Source organism: Streptomyces aurantiacus JA 4570, from assembly GCF_000414115.1.
Classification (GTDB): domain Bacteria; phylum Actinomycetota; class Actinomycetes; order Streptomycetales; family Streptomycetaceae; genus Streptomyces; species Streptomyces aurantiacus_A.
Genome location: NZ_AOPZ01000167.1, coordinates 1 through 19,788 on the forward strand (window position 1 = coordinate 1; position 19,788 = coordinate 19,788).

14 protein-coding genes are annotated in these 19,788 nt (G+C 72.0%); 4 read left to right on the forward strand and 10 right to left on the reverse strand.

The genetic code is table 11. The annotated features are described in order from the left end of the window. On the forward strand, nt 1–2,415 hold a 2,415-nt coding region (locus tag STRAU_RS17505; protein WP_052029131.1), incomplete at its 5' end, for an FtsX-like permease family protein. A gap of 151 nt (nt 2,416–2,566) precedes the next feature. On the opposite strand, the gene STRAU_RS17510 is transcribed toward STRAU_RS17505, so the two are convergent. Next, nucleotides 2,567–3,505, reverse strand: coding sequence for a LysR substrate-binding domain-containing protein (locus STRAU_RS17510; RefSeq protein WP_078621293.1), 939 nt, complete (start codon nt 3,503–3,505; stop codon nt 2,567–2,569). Nucleotides 3,506–3,633: 128 nt separating this feature from the next. Between STRAU_RS17510 and STRAU_RS17515 the strand changes: the two genes are divergently transcribed. After that, nucleotides 3,634–4,188: a peroxiredoxin gene (locus STRAU_RS17515; RefSeq protein ID WP_016641682.1), complete on the forward strand. Its 555-nt coding sequence runs from the start codon at nt 3,634–3,636 to the stop codon at nt 4,186–4,188. Nucleotides 4,189–4,203: 15 nt separating this feature from the next. Further along, complete coding sequence (locus tag STRAU_RS17520) at nt 4,204–4,737, forward strand: alkyl hydroperoxide reductase (RefSeq protein WP_016641683.1); 534 nt, start codon at nt 4,204–4,206, stop codon at nt 4,735–4,737. Nucleotides 4,738–4,905: 168 nt separating this feature from the next. On the opposite strand, the gene STRAU_RS17525 is transcribed toward STRAU_RS17520, so the two are convergent. The 4 genes from STRAU_RS17525 to STRAU_RS17540 form a co-directional block, all read right to left on the reverse strand. After that, nucleotides 4,906–6,462 (reverse strand): AI-2E family transporter, encoded by a 1,557-nt coding sequence (locus STRAU_RS17525; protein ID WP_037660137.1) that lies wholly within the window; start codon nt 6,460–6,462, stop codon nt 4,906–4,908. 167 nt (nt 6,463–6,629) lie between these two features. Then, nucleotides 6,630–7,370, reverse strand: coding sequence for an aggregation-promoting factor C-terminal-like domain-containing protein (locus STRAU_RS17530; protein ID WP_037660139.1), 741 nt, complete (start codon nt 7,368–7,370; stop codon nt 6,630–6,632). Nucleotides 7,371–7,787: 417 nt separating this feature from the next. Beyond that, a complete protein-coding gene (locus STRAU_RS17535; RefSeq protein ID WP_016641686.1) occupies nt 7,788–9,110 on the reverse strand; it encodes a PhoH family protein in 1,323 nt (440 codons plus the stop codon). A 297-nt stretch (nt 9,111–9,407) separates the two neighbouring features. After that, entirely contained in the window at nt 9,408–10,169 is a 762-nt protein-coding gene (locus tag STRAU_RS17540) for an isoprenyl transferase (RefSeq protein WP_037660143.1), read from the reverse strand. Between the two features lie 169 nt (nt 10,170–10,338). On the opposite strand from STRAU_RS17540, the gene mgrA reads away from it, so the two are divergent. Further along, nucleotides 10,339–11,376 (forward strand): L-glyceraldehyde 3-phosphate reductase, encoded by a 1,038-nt coding sequence (mgrA, locus tag STRAU_RS17545; RefSeq protein WP_016641688.1) that lies wholly within the window; start codon nt 10,339–10,341, stop codon nt 11,374–11,376. Between the two features lie 684 nt (nt 11,377–12,060). On the opposite strand, the gene STRAU_RS17550 is transcribed toward mgrA, so the two are convergent. The 5 genes from STRAU_RS17550 to STRAU_RS17570 all read right to left on the reverse strand — a co-directional run. Then, a complete protein-coding gene (locus tag STRAU_RS17550; RefSeq protein WP_016641690.1) occupies nt 12,061–12,462 on the reverse strand; it encodes a winged helix-turn-helix transcriptional regulator in 402 nt (133 codons plus the stop codon). Nucleotides 12,463–12,536: 74 nt separating this feature from the next. Further along, on the reverse strand, nt 12,537–13,292 hold the full coding sequence (locus STRAU_RS17555) for a class I SAM-dependent methyltransferase (RefSeq protein WP_016641691.1): 756 nt from the start codon (nt 13,290–13,292) through the stop codon (nt 12,537–12,539). A gap of 39 nt (nt 13,293–13,331) precedes the next feature. After that, nucleotides 13,332–14,768 (reverse strand): DUF6177 family protein, encoded by a 1,437-nt coding sequence (locus STRAU_RS17560; RefSeq protein ID WP_016641692.1) that lies wholly within the window; start codon nt 14,766–14,768, stop codon nt 13,332–13,334. After that, the gene (locus STRAU_RS17565; protein ID WP_016641693.1) at nt 14,765–18,850 is read right to left on the reverse strand and encodes a type VII secretion protein EccC; all 4,086 of its coding nucleotides are present in this window, start codon (nt 18,848–18,850) and stop codon (nt 14,765–14,767) included. The genes STRAU_RS17560 and STRAU_RS17565 overlap by 4 nt, the downstream gene beginning before the upstream one ends. A gap of 7 nt (nt 18,851–18,857) precedes the next feature. Further along, on the reverse strand, nt 18,858–19,788 hold a 931-nt coding region (locus STRAU_RS17570), incomplete at its 5' end, for a CpaE/TadZ family protein (protein WP_037660145.1).

Sequence of the window (19,788 nt, forward strand, 5' to 3'; positions counted from 1 at the left end):
CCGGCGGCGCCGCCCGCCGGCACCGCGCGGGACGCCGGCCCCACCGGCGCCCGCGCCTGGCTCCGCGACCTCGCCATGGGCATCCGCTTCGCGGTCGGCGGCGGCCGCGAGGGCTGGGTCCGCACCGTGCTCACCGCGGTCGGCGTGGGCCTCGGCGTCGCGCTGCTGCTCGGCGCCGCCTCCGTGCCGGACCTGATCGCCAACCGGGACGCCCGCTCGACGGCGCGCACGCCCGCCGACGTGATGGCCGAGAAGAAGATCGCCCGCAGCGACTCGACGATCCTGATCGTGGAGGCGGGCACCGCCTTCCGCGACTCCGAGATCGGTGGCCGCTCCGTGCGCGCCGACGGCGACCGCCCGGTGCTTCCGCCCGGCGTGCGCGAGCTGCCCAAGGGCGGCGAGATGGTGGTCTCGCCCGCCCTGCGCGACCTGATGAACAGCTCCGAGGGCAAGCTCCTCAAGGAGCGCTTCGACGGCTATCGCATCACGGGCACCATCGGTGACGCGGGCCTGATGAGCCCCAAGGAGCTCTACTACTACACGGGTTCCGACACCCTCACCAAGGAGCGGGGCGCCCACCGGATCAAGGAGTTCGGCTACACGGATCCGGCCGAGCCGCTCGACCCCCTCCTGGTCGTGCTCGTCGTCCTGATCTGCGTCGTGCTGCTCACCCCGGTGCTCATCTTCATCGGCACCGCGGTGCGCTTCGGCGGCGAGCGCCGCGACCAGCGCCTCGCGGCGCTGCGCCTGGTCGGCGCGGACCGGCGGGCGGTGCGCCGGATCGCGGCGGGCGAGGCACTCTTCGGGGCCCTCCTCGGCCTCGCGCTCGGCGGTGTCTTCTTCCTGGGCGTACGGCAGTTGGTCGGCGTCGTCGACATCTGGAAGGTCAGCGCCTTCCCCTCCGACATGGTGCCGCTGCCCGGGCTCGCCGTGCTGATCGCGGTGGCCGTGCCGGTCTCGTCCGTCCTGGTCACCGTGGTCTCGCTGCGCGCCGTCGCCATCGAGCCGCTCGGTGTCGTACGCAGCACGACGGCACGCAAGCGCCGTCTGTGGTGGCGGCTGCTGCTGCCAGCGGCGGGCCTGCTGATCCTGCTGAACCAGGACAGCATCAGCCGGACCTCCGCCGTCGGCGTCGACGTCGACACGTACACGATCGCCACCGGCGCGACGCTCACCCTGGTCGGCATCGCCACGCTGCTTCCCTGGCTGGTCGAGGCCGCCGTGGCCCGGCTGCGCGGCGGCCCGGTGCCCTGGCAACTGGCCACCCGGCGGCTGCAGTTGAGCAGCGGCACGGCGGCCCGCGCGGTCAGCGGCATCACGGTCGCGGTGGCGGGCGCGGTCGCCCTGCAGATGCTCTTCGCGTCCATGCACGACGACTTCAACACCACCACCGACCAGGACCCGCGACGCGCCCAGCTGAACGTCGTCTCGCCGGAGGCCAGCGGCCCGCTCGCGCAGCAGATGATCGACGACTTCCGCGGCACGAAGGGCGTCAAGGGCGTCATCGGCCGGGTCTCGTCGTACGTGGTCAAGCCGGGCAAGCTCAAGAGCACCGACGACATGCGGCCCACCACGGAGCTCTCCGTCGGCACCTGCGCCACGCTGCGCGAGCTGGCCCGCGTCGACTCCTGCGAGGACGGCGACACCTTCGTGGTGCACTCCGGGGACCGCGCGCAGGACGAGTGGGTGGACCAGGTGGCGCGCCTCGGCAAGCCGGTCGAGCTCAACAGCGACAGCTGGGGCGACTACACGGGTACGCCGCGCGGTGAGCACACGCCGTGGACGCTGCCGAAGTCGACCCGCACGATCATCTCGCGGCCCGACCCCGTGGGCGACCGGTACACCGGCATCTTCGTGACGCCGGGCGCGATCGACGTGCGGAAGCTGTCCGACGCGAGCACCCAGGCCCTGGTGCAGATCGACCCGAAGCTGCCGGACGCCGAGGAGTACGTGCGCAATTCGGCCACGCACATCGATCCGCTGATCCGGGTGAACACCATCCGCATGATCGAGCGCGACAAGCAGTACGCCTCGGTCCAGAAGGGCCTCCAGGCCGGCGCCATCGCCACCATGATGCTGATCGCGGCGTCCATGCTGGTCTCGACGCTGGAGCAACTGCGCGAGCGCAAGCGCCTGCTGGCGGCCCTGACCGCCTTCGGCACCCGGCGCTCGTCGATGGCCTGGTCGGTGCTGTGGCAGACGGCGGTCCCGGTGGTGCTCGGCATGGGCCTCGCCGTCTCGGGCGGCCTGGCGCTGGGGGTCGTGATGTGCCGGATGGTGGAGAAGTCGGTCACCGACTGGCTGGTGTTCCTGCCGCTGTGCGCCGCGGGCGCCGCGCTGGTCGCGGCGGTGACACTGCTGAGCCTGCCGGCGCTGTGGCGGATGATGCGGCCGGAGGGGCTCCGTACGGAGTGATGCCGCGGGGCGGCCGCCGTTCGCCGCCGCTGCGCGGCGGCTGCTCCCACCGCTGCGCGGCGGCTGCTCCCACCCTCCCGCCCGTCACTGTCGGCCCCGGCGCACCCCCGGCGGCGGGGGGGCGAGCCCGGGCGGGTGCGTGCGCCTTCGGTCACAACACCCGCACCGGCAACGGCCGCAAAGCCTCCCGGAGAGCCCCGGCCAGCTCCTCGTACTCCGCCGCCCGCGCGGCCCCCGTACGCATCGCGAGCGCGACCCTTCGCGTCGGCGCCGGATCGGCGAAGTACCCGGTAAGGAGCTGGCTGCTGCGGCTGGTCTCGACCCGGACCGCCGTGCGCGGCAGCAGGGTCACGCCGAGGCCGCCCGCGACGAGCTGCACGAGCGTGGAGAGCCCGGCGGCGGTCGTGGTCACCGGTGCGTCGCCGCGACCCGCCTCCCGGCAGATGTCCAGGGCCTGGTCCCGCAGGCAGTGCCCCTCGTCGAGCAGCAGCAGGTTCAGCTCCCGCAGCGACTCGCGCGGGATGCCCTCCCGCCCGCCGAGCCAGTGGTCCAGCGGCGTGACGAGCACGAAGTCCTCGTCGAACAGCGGCAGTTCGGTGACCCCGGGCACCCCAAGCGGCACGGCGAGGAGCAGCAGGTCGAGCCGCCCCGCCGCCAGCCCTTCAAGCAGCGAGGACGTCTGCTCCTCATGCACCTGAAGATCCAGATCCGGGTACTTCTCGTGGACGAGGGCGAGCACCGTCGGCAGCAGATACGGCGCCACCGTCGGGATCACGCCGAGCCGCAGCGCGCCGGTGAACGGCGCCTTCACCGCGTCGGCCTCCTCCAAGAGCGCCTCGACCTCGTCGAGCACCGCCTTCGCGCGCACCGCGAGCCGCTCCCCGGCCGGCGAGAGCAGCACCTTGCGCGTCGTACGCTCCAGGAGCTGGACACCCAGTGCCTCCTCCAGGGCCGAGACGGCGCCGGACAGCGCGGGCTGACTCATCCCGATTGCCGCCGCCGCGTCCCTGAAGTGCAGATGCTCGGCCACGGCCGCGAAGGCGCGGAGCTGCGCCAGACTGGGCTGCTTGCCCCTATTTATGGCTGGCACTGATAGCCACCTCCGATCAACACGACCGAGTGTAGCTATTTCCCTAATCAATGCACTCTGTGCCACGATCGACAGCAGTCCAACCCCTTGGAGCCCCTTACCGGGCTTCATCGCTGCAAGGAGTTCGTGTGCTCACTGTCGGTGACAAGTTCCCCGAGTTCGACCTGACTGCCTGTGTCTCGCTGGAGAAGGGCAAGGAGTTCGAGCAGATCAACCACAAGACGTACGAAGGCAAGTGGAAGATCGTCTTCGCGTGGCCCAAGGACTTCACCTTCGTGTGCCCGACCGAGATCGCCGCCTTCGGCAAGCTGAACGACGAGTTCGCCGACCGTGACGCCCAGGTCCTCGGCTTCTCCGGCGACTCCGAGTTCGTGCACCACGCCTGGCGCAAGGACCACCCGGACCTGACCGACCTGCCCTTCCCGATGCTCGCCGACTCGAAGCACGAGCTCATGCGTGACCTCGGCATCGAGGGCGAGGACGGCTTCGCGCAGCGCGCCGTCTTCATCGTGGACCAGAACAACGAGATCCAGTTCACGATGGTGACCGCCGGCTCCGTCGGCCGTAACCCCAAGGAGGTCCTGCGGGTCCTCGACGCCCTCCAGACGGACGAGCTCTGCCCGTGCAACTGGAGCAAGGGCGACGAGACCCTGGACCCGGTCGCGCTGCTCTCCGGCGAGTGAACGGAGCGCTCTGACATGGCTCTCGACGAACTGAAGTCCGCCGTTCCGGACTACGCCAAGGACCTGAAGCTGAACCTCGGCTCGGTCATCGGCAACAGCGACCTGCCGCAGCAGCAGCTGTGGGGCACCGTGCTCGCGTGCGCGATCGCCTCGCGCTCGCCGCGCGTGCTGCGTGAGCTGGAGCCCGAGGCGAAGGCGAACCTCTCCCCCGAGGCGTACACCGCCGCCAAGTCGGCTGCCGCCGTCATGGCGATGAACAACGTCTTCTACCGCACGCGTCACCTGCTCTCCGACCCGGAGTACGGCACGCTGCGGGCCGGTCTGCGGATGAACGTCATCGGCAACCCGGGCGTGGAGAAGGTCGACTTCGAGCTCTGGTCCCTCGCGGTCTCCGCGATCAACGGCTGCGGCCAGTGCCTCGACTCGCACGAGCAGGTGCTGCGCAAGGCGGGCGTCGACCGCGAGACCATCCAGGAGGCGTTCAAGATCGCCGCCGTCATCCAGGCGGTCGGCGTCACCCTGGACTCCGAGGCGCACCTCGCCGGTTGACCGGCACGCTTCCTCGTACGCAATGCAGGGCCCCGCTCGATGCGAGCGGGGCCCTGCGCGTGCGTGGCCGCTACCTCAGCCATGTCCAGCCTGTCCGGCGATTGAGGACGAGCCGCGAAGCCGGGAAGGGGCGGGACTGGGGCGCCCCCCGCGAGGGCCCGCCCGGGGTCAGGACTGCGGGGAGCCGGATGTAGGGGCCGAGGACACTTCGGAAGCCGTCGCACCGCGAGGTTGGGGCGCCGTCTTGAGGGCCGCTTCGCGGGAGTACGCGCGGAGGTAGCCGACGACCGTGTTGGTCACGGCGACCAGCGGGACGGCGACGACGGCACCGCCGATCCCGGCGACCATCCCGCCCGCGGCCACGGACAGCACGACGGCCAGCGGATGCACGGCCACCGCCCGGCCGAGGATGAACGGCTGCAGGATGTGCCCCTCGATCTGCTGCACCGCGAGCACCACGATCAGCGCCATCACCGCCGTGAACACGCCCTGCGTGACCAGCGCGACGACCACGGCGAGCGCACCCGACACCACGGCACCCACGAGCGGGATGAACGCGAACAGGAAGATGAAGACGGCGAGCGGCACGGCCATGGGCACGCCGAGGAAGTAGATGCCGACGCCGATGAAGACGGCGTCGATGAGAGCCACTATCACCGTGCCCCGCACATACGCGGTGAGCGTCCGCCACGCCCGCGGCCCCGCCCCCGCGACCCCCGGCCGCGCCGCGGCGGGCACCAGCTTCAGGCACCACTTCCAGATGCGCGGCCCGTCGTACAGCAGGAAGAGCGTGGAGAACATCGCGAGCAGGATCCCGGTCAGCGACTCCACGATGACGGTGACGCCTTCGAGCCCGGCGGAGGTGATCTCCTCGGAGTTGGCGCCCACCGCCTCGCGCAGCGACTTCGCGATGTCGTTGATCTGGTCCTCGGTGACATGGAAGGGGCTGTTGAGCAGCCACTTGCGCAAGTCCTCGATGCCGTCCTGGACTTGGCTGGAGAGCGTGTCCACGTTCTCCATGACCTGCCAGACCACGAACCAGCCCACGAGCCCCATGATCACGAAGCCGAGCACCGCGGTGGCCACCGTGGCGAGCCCTCGCGGCAGCCCGAGCCGCTTGAGCCGGGCGACGGTGGGCTGCAGCAGCGCGGTGACGAGCAGCGCGGCGACGAACGCGAACACGACGAGCTGCACCGCGCTGATGACCTTCATCAGGACCCAGACGGTGCCGGCGAGGACGAGCAGGCGCCAGCCGGCCTCGGCGGCGACCCGCATCCCCCACGGCACGGCGGCGACGGGGTCGGGCCTGGCCCCTATGTCGGGCGCGTAGGTGGGCGGGGCGGGAACCTGGTCGGTGCCGTTGGCGGCGGCCGCCTCGGTCACGTCGGTGAGGTCGGTCAGGTCGTCGTCGGCGGCCGTGGCGGCCCGCACCCGGTCCGCGTACCGCTTGCGCAGCGACAGCTTCGCGGCGGCCGGTGCCCCGGCGGCGTCCGCGGGCACACCCGCGCCGGCGGCCGCCTTGTCGGACGGCGCCGTGCCGGAGGACGGCGTGGCGTCGGCGGACGCCCCGTCCCGCCCCGCACCGGAGCCCCCGGCCGCGCCGGCACCCGGAGCGTCCAGGGCGTCCGAAGCCGCCCGCTTCTCGGGCCCGTCCGCGCCCAGGCGTTCACCCAGCCTGGTCAGCGCGCCGCCCACGCGGCCGCGCCACCCCGGAACTCGCGCCATGATCCGTCCTCTACCCCCGTCATTCCCCACCGAGTCCCCCGGGTCCCGGGAAGCTGTTCGGGTCGACCGTACACGGACGGGACCCCTCACCGTAGGACGGTGAGGGGTCCCTGAAGGTTGAGAGCGGCCGCGGCGCCGTTATCGCTGGTCGGCGCCCGCCGCACACCTCAGTACCAGTTGTTCGCCTGCCAGAAGTCCCAGGCGCCGCACGGGCTGCCGTAGCGGTCGTTCATGTAGTTCAGGCCCCACTTGATCTGGGTGGCCGGGTTGGTCTGCCAGTCGGCACCCGCGGAGGCCATCTTGGAACCCGGGAGCGCCTGGACCAGGCCGTAGGCGCCGGAAGAGGCGTTGGTGGCCTTGTAGTTCCAGGTCGACTCGTGGTTCACGATGTTGCTGAAGCACTGGAACTGACCGGCGGGGACCATCTGCCGGGCCATCGCCTGGACCTGCGAGACGGAGTAGGAGCCCTGCGGCGCGAAGCTGGACGCGTCGCGGCCGGAGGAGCGGCTGGCCTTGTTCTCGGCGGCCTCCTCGCGCTCCTTCTTCTTCGCGGCCTTCTTCGCTGCGGCGGCTTCCTTCTCGGCCTTCTCAGCCTTCTCGGCAGCCTGCTGCTTGGCGACGGCGTCCTTGGCCGCCTGCTTGCGCGCGGCCTCGGCCGCGGACTTCTTCGCGGCCGTGTCGGCGGCCATCGCCTGGGCGTCGGCCTGCTGCGCCACGGACGTGGTCTGCACCTGGGCGTGCTGACCCGCGGGAATGTCTGCGAGGAGAGTCGCGTCGCTTGCCGTTGCCTCGAGGTCGTTGGAGTTCGAGGACTGGGTGTTGCCCGAGGCCACACCCACGACGGCGCCGACGGTGGTGACCGCGGTGGCCGACGCCACTGCGAATCCCCGGACCGAAATCCGGCTCACACGGTTTCCTTCCAGCATCGCCCGCATAGGTGACCTCGCGGACGCAATCGTGCCCCTGACGCTGGCCTCCGCTGCTACTCGGTCACGGGAGGCACGGGCCCGGTGGACAACTCCTGGGACAGGAGCGCCGCTTGGTGCTCGGGCGGCATACGGCGACCACTATGAAGTTCTGTTGTTCCGTACCGCTGGGGGTACAGGAGTGCCGTATGCGGGGCCTGACAGGACCCAGACTCTGCCGTAGCGAGACGCCACGAGGCAATTCCGCGTTGCGTGTGAAAGCTCACACCCCGTTTGCCTCAGGAGTTTTGCGGAAACACCCGCACACCAAGACGCCGCCCGGCTAGGCTCTCTCGCTTCGCCGGGCGGCGCCAACTACCCTGAAATCTCCGTGAAGTTGGTTGGACTGGTGCGGTTCGGTCAGATCTGCCCGTCCTCCAGCATTTCGGTCACGAGCGCCGCGATCTGCGACCGCTCGGAGCGAGTGAGGGTGACGTGCGCGAAGAGCGGATGCCCCTTCAGCTTCTCGATGACGGCGACCACTCCGTCGTACCGCCCGACCCGGAGGTTGTCGCGCTGGGCGACGTCATGGGTCAGTACGACACGGGAATTCGCCCCGATCCTGGACAGAACGGTCAACAGAACGTTTCGCTCCAGGGATTGGGCCTCGTCCACGATCACGAACGCGTCGTGCAGCGAGCGGCCCCGGATGTGCGTGAGCGGCAGCACCTCCAGCATGCCGCGCGCCGAGACCTCCTCGATGACCTCCTTGCCGGCCACGGAGCCGAGGGTGTCGAAGACGGCCTGCGCCCAGGGCCCCATCTTCTCGGCCTCGGTGCCCGGCAGATAGCCGAGCTCCTGCCCGCCCACCGCGTACAGCGGCCGGAACACCATCACCTTCTGGTGCTGGCGCCGCTCGAGCACCGCCTCCAGGCCCGCGCAGAGCGCGAGCGCCGACTTGCCGGTGCCCGCGCGCCCGCCCATCGACATGATGCCGACCTCCGGGTCGAGGAGCATGTCGAGAGCGATGCGCTGCTCGGCGCTGCGGCCCTTGATGCCGAATGCCTCGCGATCTCCGCGTACGAGACGGACGTTGCCCTCGGGAGTGATGCGGCCGAGCGCCTTCCCTCGCTCGGACTGGATGGTCAGGCCCGTGTGCACGGGCAGGTCCGCGACCTCGGGGACGTACAGCGACTCCGTCTCGAAGAGGAGGTCGACCTGCTCCCCCGAGAGCGTCAGCTCGGACATTCCGGTCCAGCCGGACGCCTCGGTGATGGCGAGCTCCGCGCGGTACTCCTCGGCGAGGAGGCCGACGGACGACGCCTTGATGCGGAGCGGCAGGTCCTTGGAGACGACCGTGACGTCATACCCCTCCGCCTGGAGGTTGCGCGCCACCGCGAGGATGCGTGAGTCGTTGTCGCCCAGGCGGTAACCGGCAGGGAGCACGCCGGGGTCGGAGTGGTTGAGCTCGACGCGCAGCGTGCCGCCCAGGTCGCCGATCGGGATCGGCGCGTCCAGGCGTCCGAAGCGGACCCGGCAGTCGTCGAGCAGGCGCAGGGCCTGCCGGGCGAAGTAGCCGAGCTCGGGGTGGTGCCGCTTGGCCTCAAGCTCCGTCACCACGACGATCGGCAGCACGACTTCGTGCTCGTCGAAGCGGGACAGGGCGTTCGGGTCGGCGAGCAGAACGCTGGTGTCGAGAACATAGGTGCGCCGGCCTTGCTGGCGCTTTGTGCTGGTCACCACGGAAGGACGTACCCCCTCGGATGAGGTCGGGGAGCGACGGAGGGAACTGGGCCGGTGACTGGCCACCCTGCGCGGGCCGAGCACCGGCCCTCCCTGTCGTCCGCGCTCGGCGCGCGGTCGTCCTGGTGCAAAGGGCCTCCCGGGCGGACGGCCCCGAGCCGTCCGCTGAGATCCGGCGTCCGTGAATCGGACGCCGACCTGCAAGGGGTATTCCCTCGAACAAGCGCAGCCATGCCATGGCATATGACGGCGCGTTGGTTAACTCCTGGTTACCGTGACCTCATCGGGGCTGCTGTGTCATCCGCCGTAACGGCGGTGGCGCGCGGCGTAATCACGCAGCGCACGCAGGAAGTCCACCTTGCGGAAGGCCGGCCAGAAGACTTCGCAGAAGTAGTACTCGGAGTGAGCGGACTGCCAGAGCATGAAGCCCGACAGGCGCTGTTCACCACTCGTACGGATCACCAGATCGGGGTCGGGCTGGCCACTCGTATAGAGGTGCTTGGAGATCTGCTCGACGTCGACGCTCTCGGCGATGTCCTCGATCGCGGTGCCGCGCTCGGCGTGGTCGAGCAGCAGCGAGCGGACGGCGTCGGCGATCTCCTGGCGGCCGCCGTAGCCCACGGCCACGTTGACCAGTATCCCGGTGCGGGTGTGGGTGGCCTGCTCCGCTTCCTTCAGTACGCCCTGGGTGCGCGAGGGCAGCAGGTCGAGCGCGCCGACGTGGTGGACGCGCCAGCGGCCGTCGTCGACGAGGCTGCGTACGGTGTCCTCGATGATGCCGAGGAGCGGGACCAGCTCCTCCTCGGGGCGGTCGAAGTTGTCCGTGGACAGCATCCACAGGGTGACGACCTCGACGTCGGTCTCGGCGCACCAGCCGAGGAATTCCTCGATCTTGTACGCCCCCGCCTGGTGACCCTCGGCGGTGGTGCCGCCGGACGCCTTCGCCCAGCGGCGGTTGCCGTCGAGGATGACGCCGATGTGCTTGGGCACCTGGTCGTGGTCGAGGCGGCCTTCCACCCGGCGTGCGTAGAGTCCGTACACCAGGTCGCGCAAGCTCACGGAATTCCACCTCTCACGAATGTTTACCGCTGCATCCCCGAAGGCGAAAGCGTACCGCTGCGCGGGCGCCTCCCGATCCCGGGTGCGGCCGCCTTCCGTTTCCCGGCACGGCCCTTGTGCGTACACGCGCGCGGCCCGCTCCCCGGTTCCCTGAAGTAGCTTCGTGCCCATGAACGACATGTCTGAGTACCGAGCCGCGGCGGACCGCTACGACACCATGGAGTACCGGCGCACCGGCCACAGCGGCCTGAAGCTGCCCGCCGTCTCCCTCGGCCTGTGGCACAACTTCGGCGACGACCGCACCCTCGACTCGCAGCGCGCGATCCTGCGCCGCGCCTTCGACCTGGGTGTCACGCACTTCGACCTGGCGAACAACTACGGTCCGCCGCCCGGCAGCGCGGAGCTCAACTTCGGCAAGCTCTTCGCGCAGGACTTCGCTCCGTACCGGGACGAGCTGGTCGTCTCGACCAAGGCGGGCTACCTCATGCACCCCGGCCCGTACGGCGAGTGGGGTTCCCGCAAGTACCTGCTGTCCTCGCTCGACGCGTCCCTCGCCCGCATGGGCCTGGACTACGTCGACATCTTCTACTCGCACCGCTTCGACCCGGACACCCCGCTGGAGGAGACGATGGGCGCGCTCGCGTCCGCGGTCCAGCAGGGCAAGGCGCTGTACGTGGGCGTCTCCTCGTACAGCAGCGAGCAGACCGCGGAGGCGGTGCGCCTCCTCAACGAGATGGGTGTGCGTCCCCTCATCCACCAGCCCTCGTACTCGATGATCAACCGCTGGACCGAGGAGGACGGTCTGCTCGACACCCTCGAGGAGGCGGGCATGGGCTGCATCTCGTTCGTCCCGCTCGCGCAGGGTCTGCTGACGAACAAGTACCTGAAGGGCATCCCCGAGGGCTCGCGCGCGACCCAGGGCAAGTCCCTCGACCCGGACCTCCTGAGCGACGAGGTGGTACGCCGCCTCAATGGCCTGAACGACATCGCCGCCCGCCGGGGCCAGTCGCTCGCGCAACTGGCTCTGAACTGGGTCCTGCGTGACGAGCGCATGACGTCCGCCCTCATCGGCGCCTCCAGCGTGAAGCAGCTGGAGGAGAACGTGGCGGCGCTGTCGGGCCCGAAGCTCACGGACGCGGAGCTCGCGGAGATCGACACGTTTGCCGTGTCCACGGCGGGGACGAACATCTGGGCGGGCCGGTCCTGAGGGTCCCCCTCCGGGGGTACTGATAGGGCGACCTGCGCCCCGTCAGGGGCGCGGGGAACTGCGCGCTCAGCGCGCGAAAGGCCGCAGACGCGTCTGCCGAGCAACCGAGCAGACGCGTCTGCGGCTTTGTCGTGGCTGGTCGCGCCCACGCGGCGGAGCCGCAAATGTCAGAGCCCCGCGCCCCTTGCGGGGCGTGCCGCTCCGGGCACAAAAAACGGGCCGGTCCGTGGGGGGGGAGACGGACCGGCCCGAGGGGGGGTTTCCACCATAACCCTTCGTAAGTGGTTCGGGGTGCATCGGCGTGCCACAACTACGCTCCGGAATCGCCCAGCGACTGCCTGAGCCTGTTCTCCTGCCGGATTCCGGCCCTGTCGGCGGGATCCGGCCGCCGGCGGCGGTACTCCCGAAGGGTGACGCGGGCGAGGGGCGCGGCCTTGACGGCGGCGGGGCGCGGGTGGGGCACGGGCGGGGCGCGGCGGGCAGCCGACCGGTGCACGAGGCCGCGCAGCCCCCTCCACTGCGCGGCACCGCCCGCGCAGCTTTGCTCACGCGAATTAGCGTTGGTCTGAACTTACGGGAGTTGCGGGACGGAATCGAGCCAGCCTCGGTAACAATGCGGAATCAACTGCCGCGACCACCACCGGAATGCCCGAATTGCCGTGTTCCGGGGGTCGATTCGGCGGACTAGGCCGCGCCCGCCTCCGGGCAGGCACCCTTCTCCGCACCCGCGGCCTTCTCGGCCTGCTCGACCTTGCAGGCCACCAACCGCGCCATGTGCTTGTCCCCCCAGACCCCCAGGGGCTCCAGGGCCTTGTTCAGGCTCTGGCCGAGCTCGGTGAGGGAGTACTCCACCTTGGGCGGCACCTCGCGATAGACCTCGCGGTGCACGATGCCGTCCGCCTCCATCTCGCGGAGCTGCTGGATCAGCATCTTCTCGCTGACGCCGGGCACATGCCGCCGCAGCTCCCCGAAGCGGAGCGTCCGGCCGGCGTACAGCGCCCACAGGATGAGGGGCTTCCACTTGCCGCCGACGACGTCGACCGCCGCGTCCAGGCCGCAGAGGTACGGCCCCTTGCCCTTGCCCATGTCCAACTCCCAGTCCGCGTAAGGCCACACACTTACCGAACCGACAGTACCGCCGTTCACGGCCGCCGCGCGGGCTACCGCTTCCGGGCGTCGAACAGATGCCGCGTGCTGTGCGCGACGAACGGGCCCTCCTCCTGGATCCGCTCGTGCAGCTCACGCAGGCGCGGCCGGTACGCGTCGACGGTGAACCCCGGCACCATCCACACCACCTTGCGCAGGAAGTGGACGACGGCGCCGATGTCGTGGAACTCCATCCGCAGCCGCTCGGCACGCAGCGAGACGACGTCGAGCCCCGCGGCCTCGGCCGCCCGCCGCTCCCCTTCCGGGTCCCGCGCGCCCCGGACGTCCGCCGGCTGCTCCCCCAGGAAGTACTCGACGACCTCGAAGACGCTGGCGGGCCCCACGTGCTGGGCGAAGTACGTACCGCCGCTCCGCAGCACCCGGGCGATCTCACCGAAGTGCGGGGTCACCGGATGCCGGCTGGTGACGAGGTCGAACACCCCGTCCGCGAACGGCAGCGGCGCGTCCTCGGGCGAGGCCACGACGACGACACCGCGCGGGTGCAGCAGCGCGGCGGCCTTGGCGACGTTGGGCGCCCACCCTTCGGTGGCGACGGCGAGCCGGGGCAACACGGGCGCGGACGCGAGCACTTCCCCGCCCCCGGTCTGCACATCGAGCGCCGCCCCCACCTGCCCGAGCCGCTCCCCCATGGCCCGCGCATACCCCCAAGAGGGCCGCTCCTCCGTGGCCCGCCCCTCGAACCAGGAGAAGTCCCAGCCCTCCACGGGGGCGGCTTCGGCTTCGGTCACGAGGTCGTCGAAGGTGCGCATGGGGAAGATGGTACGGATGCGACGCGATCGGGGGGCCGGTCAAACGTCCGAGGGGGAACGCAGATGCCGGGTCAGCGTCTCCAGGTCGGTCCAGGCGTCGGGGCTCGTGCCGTCGCTGAGGCGGTAGTGCACAGCGGGGGCTGTGGCGGGGCCGAGCGCGGTGGGGCGCAGGGGCAGGGGTGGACGGCGGGCGTGGGGGAGGCCGACCGCTCGTACGTCCGTGGGGCCCAGCGTGAACGAGACGGGGAGGGGCGCGCCTTCGAGGTGGGCGGGGGCCGTGAGGTCGCGGCGGGCGCGGCGCAGGGTGACGAGCATGGCGTTCAGGCCGGGCCCGGCCACGAGTGCCTCGGCCAGCGGTTCGAGGGCGTCCAGGGGCGGGGGCTCGTCGGCGGCGCAGCCAAGAGTGAGGGTGGTCTCCTCGGCGACGCCGGTCCGGGTGCGCGTCACGCGCAGGTCGGCGATCGCCGGCCGGTCGGGGGAGCCGACGGCGAGGAGGTGGCTCGGGGCCGGGGCGCGGTCGCGGGCCAAGGCGGTCAACTGGCGCGGCGACCAGGGAAGGTTGACGGGCTCGGCGGTGCCCCAGCCGGCGGGCGGGGCTCCGGTGAGGTGGTGCCAGGCGAGTTCGAGGCAGCGGCCCAGGACCAGGCCGGCGTCGGGGGCGTGGAGGGTCCGCAGGGAGAGGGTGAGCTGCTGTTCGGACGGCGGCTCGGGCCGGGCGAAGCCCTCGGCCGGCATGGTCTCGCCGCCCGCGTCGAGGGCGGGTGTGAAAGTGCCGTCGCGCCAGTGCAGCACGGCGCCGGACAGGCCGTCGTAGTAGCCGCCTTCGGGGACCTGCACCACCCACCGGTTCGGCGGGCCGGTCAGAGCGGTGCGCAGCGGCAGGCTCAGGCGCGCGTGGGGCGGCGTGACGATGTGCAGCGCCCTGCCCGAGTCCGCTGTCGCGCGCAGGACCTCGGAGAGCCAGGCGGTCAGGGCCACCACCGGCCGGTCGGCGAGGACGACGGCGGTGGAGTCGGTGAGGATGTCGACGGCGGGGAAGGCGTCGTCGGTGTCGGGGTACGCCGTGGCGTCGTCGCCCTGCGGGCCGGGGCCGTCGGCGATCTCGACGACGCGAAGCGTCGCGGCGTCCGGGGGCCACGTGGTGCCGCCGAGCAGCAGCGTGAGCCGGCCGCAGAACGATCCGGCGAGGTCCGCGGCCTCGGGGACGTCGCTGACGGCTCGGGTCTCCGTCCACCAGAACGGCACGTCGGGCACCGCGACGTGCGGGCCGAGCAGACGCCTGGCCTCGCCGGGCGTCTGGACGAGGACGGGCGCCTCGACGGACACCAGGGGACGGCCCTCCGGGGTGCGCAGCTGGACGACCGCGCCGCCGGCCAGGGAGTGGACGCTCAGGTCGGGCCCGCCCGCGTGCAGTCCGGCCAGCAGGGCCATGGTGTCGGGCATCGCGGGCGTGAGGGCGATGACGTCCTTGGTCACAGGCGCTTCGTCGCTTCCGGTTCGTCGTCGGGGGTTTCGGTGTCGTGGGCCAGGGCCGTCTGGACGAGGCGGTGCGGGTGGCCGCGGCGGACGAGGGTGCCTCGGCCGGGGGGTTGCGAGGAGGCGTACAGACCGGGGAAGAGCTGGCCCTCGGTGCGGTCGCCGCTCATGAGGAGGGTGGTGGTGCCGGTTTCGCGGAGGGTGGTGAGGAAGGGCTCGTACAGGGCTCGGGCGGAGCCGGCCGTGCGGCGGGCGACGACGAAGTGCAGGCCGATGTCCTGGGCGGAGGAGATGTAGGGCAGGAAGGCGGCCAGGGGCTGCTGGCCCGCGGTGGTGAGGATGTCGTAGTCGTCGATGAGGATGACGATGCGGGGGCCGGTGAAGGCGGGCTCGGCGGTGGCGGGGGCGTCGGGGTCGGCGGTCTCCGGGAGGCGTTTGTCGAGCTCGGCCGCGATGCCGGTGGCGAGGGCCGCGGCGAGCTTGGCGTTGTGGGCGTAGCCGCCGCGGTACGGCTCGGGGACGACGCCGCGCAGGCCGCGGCGCGGGTCGAAGACGGCGAAGACGAGTTCGTCCTCGCCGTGGCGGGCGGTGAGCTGGTCGGCGATCAGGGTCAGCAGGTTGGTCTTGCCGCACTCGTTGTCGCCGAGGATCAGCAGGTGCTGGTCCTGGCCGAACAGGTTGAGCAGCACCGGGCCGAGGGTGTCCTGGTCGACGCCGAGCGGCACCCGGTGGGGTTCCGCGTGGGCGGCGGGCAGGCCGGTGGCGGGCAGCCGGGTGGGCAGGACGCGTACGGGCGCGGCGAGTTCGCCGTGCCAGGTGGCGGCCACGGTGCGTGCCGCGTCGTCCAGGGCGGCGCCCAGGTCGTCGGTGCGCGCCAGGCCGTCGGTGCGCGGCAGGGCGGTCTGCGCGAACAGTTTGCCGTCGGTCAGGACGCGGCCGGGTGTGTCCGCCGTGAACGTCTCGGCGAGCTTGCGGTCGACGGTGGAGTCGGACGGGTCGTTCAGGCGCAGCTCCACCCGGGTGCCGAACATCGACTGGGTGGCGATGCGCACGTCGTTCCAGCGCAGCATCCCGGCGACGACGTGGATGCCGTATCCGCCGCCGCGCTTGAGGAGTTCGGCGATCCGCTCGTCCAGCTCGTCGAACTCCTCGCGCAGCGCGCCGAAGCCGTCGACGAGCAGCACGATGTCGGTGGAGCCGAGCTCGGGCAGGCCGCCCTCGGCCCGCAGCTGCCGCAACTGGTCGAGGGAGTCGATGCCGTGCTCGCGGAACAGCTCCTCGCGCAGGGCGAGCTGGGCCCTCACCTCGGCGACCGTACGGGCGAGCCGTTCGTGGTCGGCGCGGGACGCGACCCCGCCCACGTGCGGCAGCCGGGCCAGCGCCGACAGGCCGCCGCCGACGAGGTCGAGGCCGTACACGGCGACCTCGTCCGGAGTGTGGGTGAGCGCGAGGGACAGCGTGAGCGTGCGCAGCAGCGTCGTCTTGCCGGACTGCGGGCCGCCGATGACGGCCACGTGCCCGCCGGCGACGTTCAGGTCCAGCGTCCAGGGCCCCTGCCACTGCTGTGCCGGGTCGTCCAGGACGCCGAGGGGTACACGGAGGCGCCCGGGGGCGCGGGTGAGGTGCAGGCCGCGCTCGGAGACCCGCAGGGGTCCCGCCGCCGTGTCCAGGGTGACCGCGTCCGGCAGCGGCGGCAGCCAGATGCGGCGCACCGGCGGTGCGGCGGTGGCGAGCCGGTCGACCACCGTGGACATCACCGTCGGCCCGGTCTCGCGCTCGCGCGGCGGCGCGGTGTCCTGCGTGCGGCTGCTGTCGCTGCCGGGGCCCGGCCCCGGGTTGTACGCCGGGTACGTCCAGGCGAGCGGCCCGCTGTCGTCGGACCGGTCGGCCGCCGGTCCCCGATGGGCCCCGGAGACGTACCCCGCCTTGAAGCGCGTGTACGTGGACGTGTCCACCTTCAGATAGCCGAAGCCGGGCAGCGGCGGCAGCTGGAAGGCGTCGACCGTGTCGAGAACGGTCCGTGACTCGTCGGCGGAGAACGTCCGCAGGCCGAGCCGGTAGGACAGATACGTCTCCAGGCCCTTCAGCTTGCCGGACTCGACGCGCTGGCTGGAGAGCAGCAGATGCACGCCGATCGAGCGGCCGATCCGCCCGATCGACAGGAACAGGTCGATGAAGTCCGGCTTGGCGGTGATGAGTTCGCCGAACTCGTCGATGACGACGAACAGGTGCGGCAGCGGCTCCAGGCCGAGGTCGGGCCGTCGCGCCCGCAGCGCGCCGTAGTGCCCGACGTCGGCGACGTTCCCCGCGTCCTTCAGCACCTGCTGGCGGCGCTTGATCTCGCCCGCGAGGCTGGTGTGGACGCGTTCGACGAGGTCGGCCTGGTTCTCCAGGTTGGTGATGACACCGGCGACGTGCGGCAGCCCCGTGAAGGGCGCGAAGGTCGCGCCGCCCTTGTAGTCGACGAGGACCATCGCCAGGTCCTCGGGCGAGTGCGTGGCCGTGAGCGCGAGGACGAGGGTGCGAAGGAGTTCGCTCTTCCCGGACCCGGTGGCGCCCACGCACAGCCCGTGCGGGCCCATGCCCAGCTCGGCGGACTCCTTCAGGTCGAGCAGCACCGGCTCGTGCCGGTCGTCGAGGCCGATCGGTACGCGCAGGAAGTCCCGCTCGGTGCGCGGCGCCCACAGCCGTTCCAGGTCGAGGACGGCCGGGTCGTCGATGCCGAGGAGCGCGGGGAAGTCGACCGGGCCGGACACCGGGGTGCCCTCGGCGGCGGACTCCGCCGAAAGCCGCAGCGACGCCAGCATCCGGGCGAGCCCCTCGGCGCCCGCGACGCTCACGGCGTCCGCGAGCCCGTGGGCGACGGCTCCCCCGACAGCCGGCGGCATGCCGTGCGGCGGCGGGCCGTCCGCCTTCGGGGCGCGCAGATCCTCGACGGCGACATGATCACCGTCGACGGTGATCCGCACGCTCACCTCGTCCGGCTCGTGGATCTGCCGCTCAAGGAGGTGCAGCACGGTCACGCCCATGTCGGCGAGCCCGACCGCCGTGTCCGGGCGGGGCAGTTCGACGGCCGCCCCGCCGTGGGCGTCGCTCACCACCAGGAGCCGGTCGGTGAGTCGCAGCGCGTCCTTGCCGGACAGGCCGCGGCGCACCTCGGCCGCGTACGAGGAACGACGGCGCAGGTCGGCGCCGCACAGCCGGGCGAGCTGCGCCACGTCGGGTGCGATGCGCCGGGCGGCGACCGGCCCGTCGTGCGCCTCCGGGTCGGCCGTCGGATCCTGCACGTGCGGCAGCCACTTCGCCCACTCCCACTCCGCGAGCCGCTCCCCCGGCACGCCGAGCGCGACGCCCAGGTCGTCCGGGGCGTGCGTCACGGCGGCCTGCACGAGCAGCGCGCGGGCGACGCGCAGCACGCCTTCGCGGTCGCCGACGACGCTCACGTTGCCCGCCCGGTCGAGCGGCACGGCCAGCGGGAAGTCGGGGGCCACGGCGAACCGCGCCTGCAGGGCCCGCGCCTCGTTGAGCATGAACGGGTCCGGCGGCGTGAGCACCCCGCTCCCGCTGTGCTGCCCGATCACCACTTCCTGTACGGGAACGTCGCCACAGCCCACCCGCACGGCGAGGAAGTCCGCGTCGCCGCGGCGCCGCTCCCACAGCCGTGCCGGGTCCCGTACGAGGTCGTACAGCGCCTGCGGCGGCGGATTCAGCAGCCGCGCCCGCTGCCGCAACTCTCTTTCCGCGGAGCCGAGTTCGTCGCGCTGCTCCTCCACGTACTCCAGATACCGCTCGCGCTGCGTACGCCGGGTGCGCTGCGCCTTGCCGCGCTGCGACCAGAACAGGGCGACGCCGCCGAGCAGCGCGAAGACCAGCACGATGGCGCCGATCGCGGCGAACCGGCTGTTGCGGATGACGGTCATCATCACGACCGAGCCCATGACACCTGCCATCGGCAGGAGCGCGGTGGCGGCGTTGCCCATCTTGCCCTCGGGCAGGTTGGGGGGCGGCTCGATGGTGCGCCGGGCGGTGGCGGCCGGGGGGCGGGTGGAGCGGGCCGGGCGGTGTACGAGGCGGTGGGTCATCGTTTCCTCACCGCACCCGTACGGCACGCCGCATCGCCTCGGCGGCGAGGTGGACGGCGGCGTCGCGGGCGGCCTGGCCGAGCTGGGGGCCGCGGATGGGGCCTCCCTGGGCGAGGTGGCGGTCGTACGCGACGGGCACCACGGCCACGCCGGTCTCGCGCAGGTGGGCGGCGGCGGTCTTCAAGTCGAGGGTCATGTCCGGTGAGTTGGCGGTGAGGGCGACGACCGTCGTGGCCAGCGCGGAGTGCGGCAACCGGGCCAGCCAGTCCAGGACCAGGCGGGTGCCGTTCACGCCCTCCACGGTCATGGGGGCGACGACGACGCGGGCGTGCGCGGTGTCCATCGCGGTCCGGGCCACCTCGCCGGGCAGCGTCTCGCAGTCGACGACGGTGACCGCGAAGTAGCGGCGCAGGGCGAGGGTCACGGTCCGGTACGTGGGTACGTCGAGGGGGGCGCCGACGCGGCCCTGGCCGGCCGGGAGGAGCCAGCCGCCGTCCGGTACCGGCACCAAGTAGCCGGTGATGTCGGTCAGTTGCATGGCCGGGGTCAGGATCCGCGCGAGGTCCGCGCAGGACCAGCGCACCGCCTCGGCGCCGAGGCGCACCGGCAGCGTGCCGAGGGCGGCGTCGGCCTCCAGGGCGAGGACGGGGTCGTGGCGGTAGTGGTGGAAGGTGCGGCTCAGGAGCGCGGAGACGGTGGTCTTGCCGACCCCGCCCCGGATCGACGTGACCGCGACGACCCGCCCGGTGGTGACCGGCTGCTGCACCTCGCGGGCGATCCGGCTCTCCTCGGCGACGTCCTGCGACGCGGAGGAGACGAGCTTGCGCAGGGAGCGGCCGGTGCGCCGGGTGAGGGAGTCCCCGTGCTGGGGGCGGCCGAGGGCCAGGGCGAGGCGGGGGTCGACCGTGGGGGTGGATTCGGGGGTGGGGGGCGCTCCG

Coding starts and splice junctions, on each gene's coding strand:
- STRAU_RS17520 (WP_016641683.1), top strand. CDS start 4,204: ATGGCTCTCGACGAACTGAAGTCCGCCGTTCCGGACTACGCCAAGGAC.
- STRAU_RS17525 (WP_037660137.1), bottom strand. CDS start 6,462: ATGGCGCGAGTTCCGGGGTGGCGCGGCCGCGTGGGCGGCGCGCTGACC.
- mgrA (WP_016641688.1), top strand. CDS start 10,339: ATGAACGACATGTCTGAGTACCGAGCCGCGGCGGACCGCTACGACACC.
- STRAU_RS17550 (WP_016641690.1), bottom strand. CDS start 12,462: ATGGGCAAGGGCAAGGGGCCGTACCTCTGCGGCCTGGACGCGGCGGTC.
- STRAU_RS17555 (WP_016641691.1), bottom strand. CDS start 13,292: ATGCGCACCTTCGACGACCTCGTGACCGAAGCCGAAGCCGCCCCCGTG.
- STRAU_RS17565 (WP_016641693.1), bottom strand. CDS start 18,850: ATGACCCACCGCCTCGTACACCGCCCGGCCCGCTCCACCCGCCCCCCG.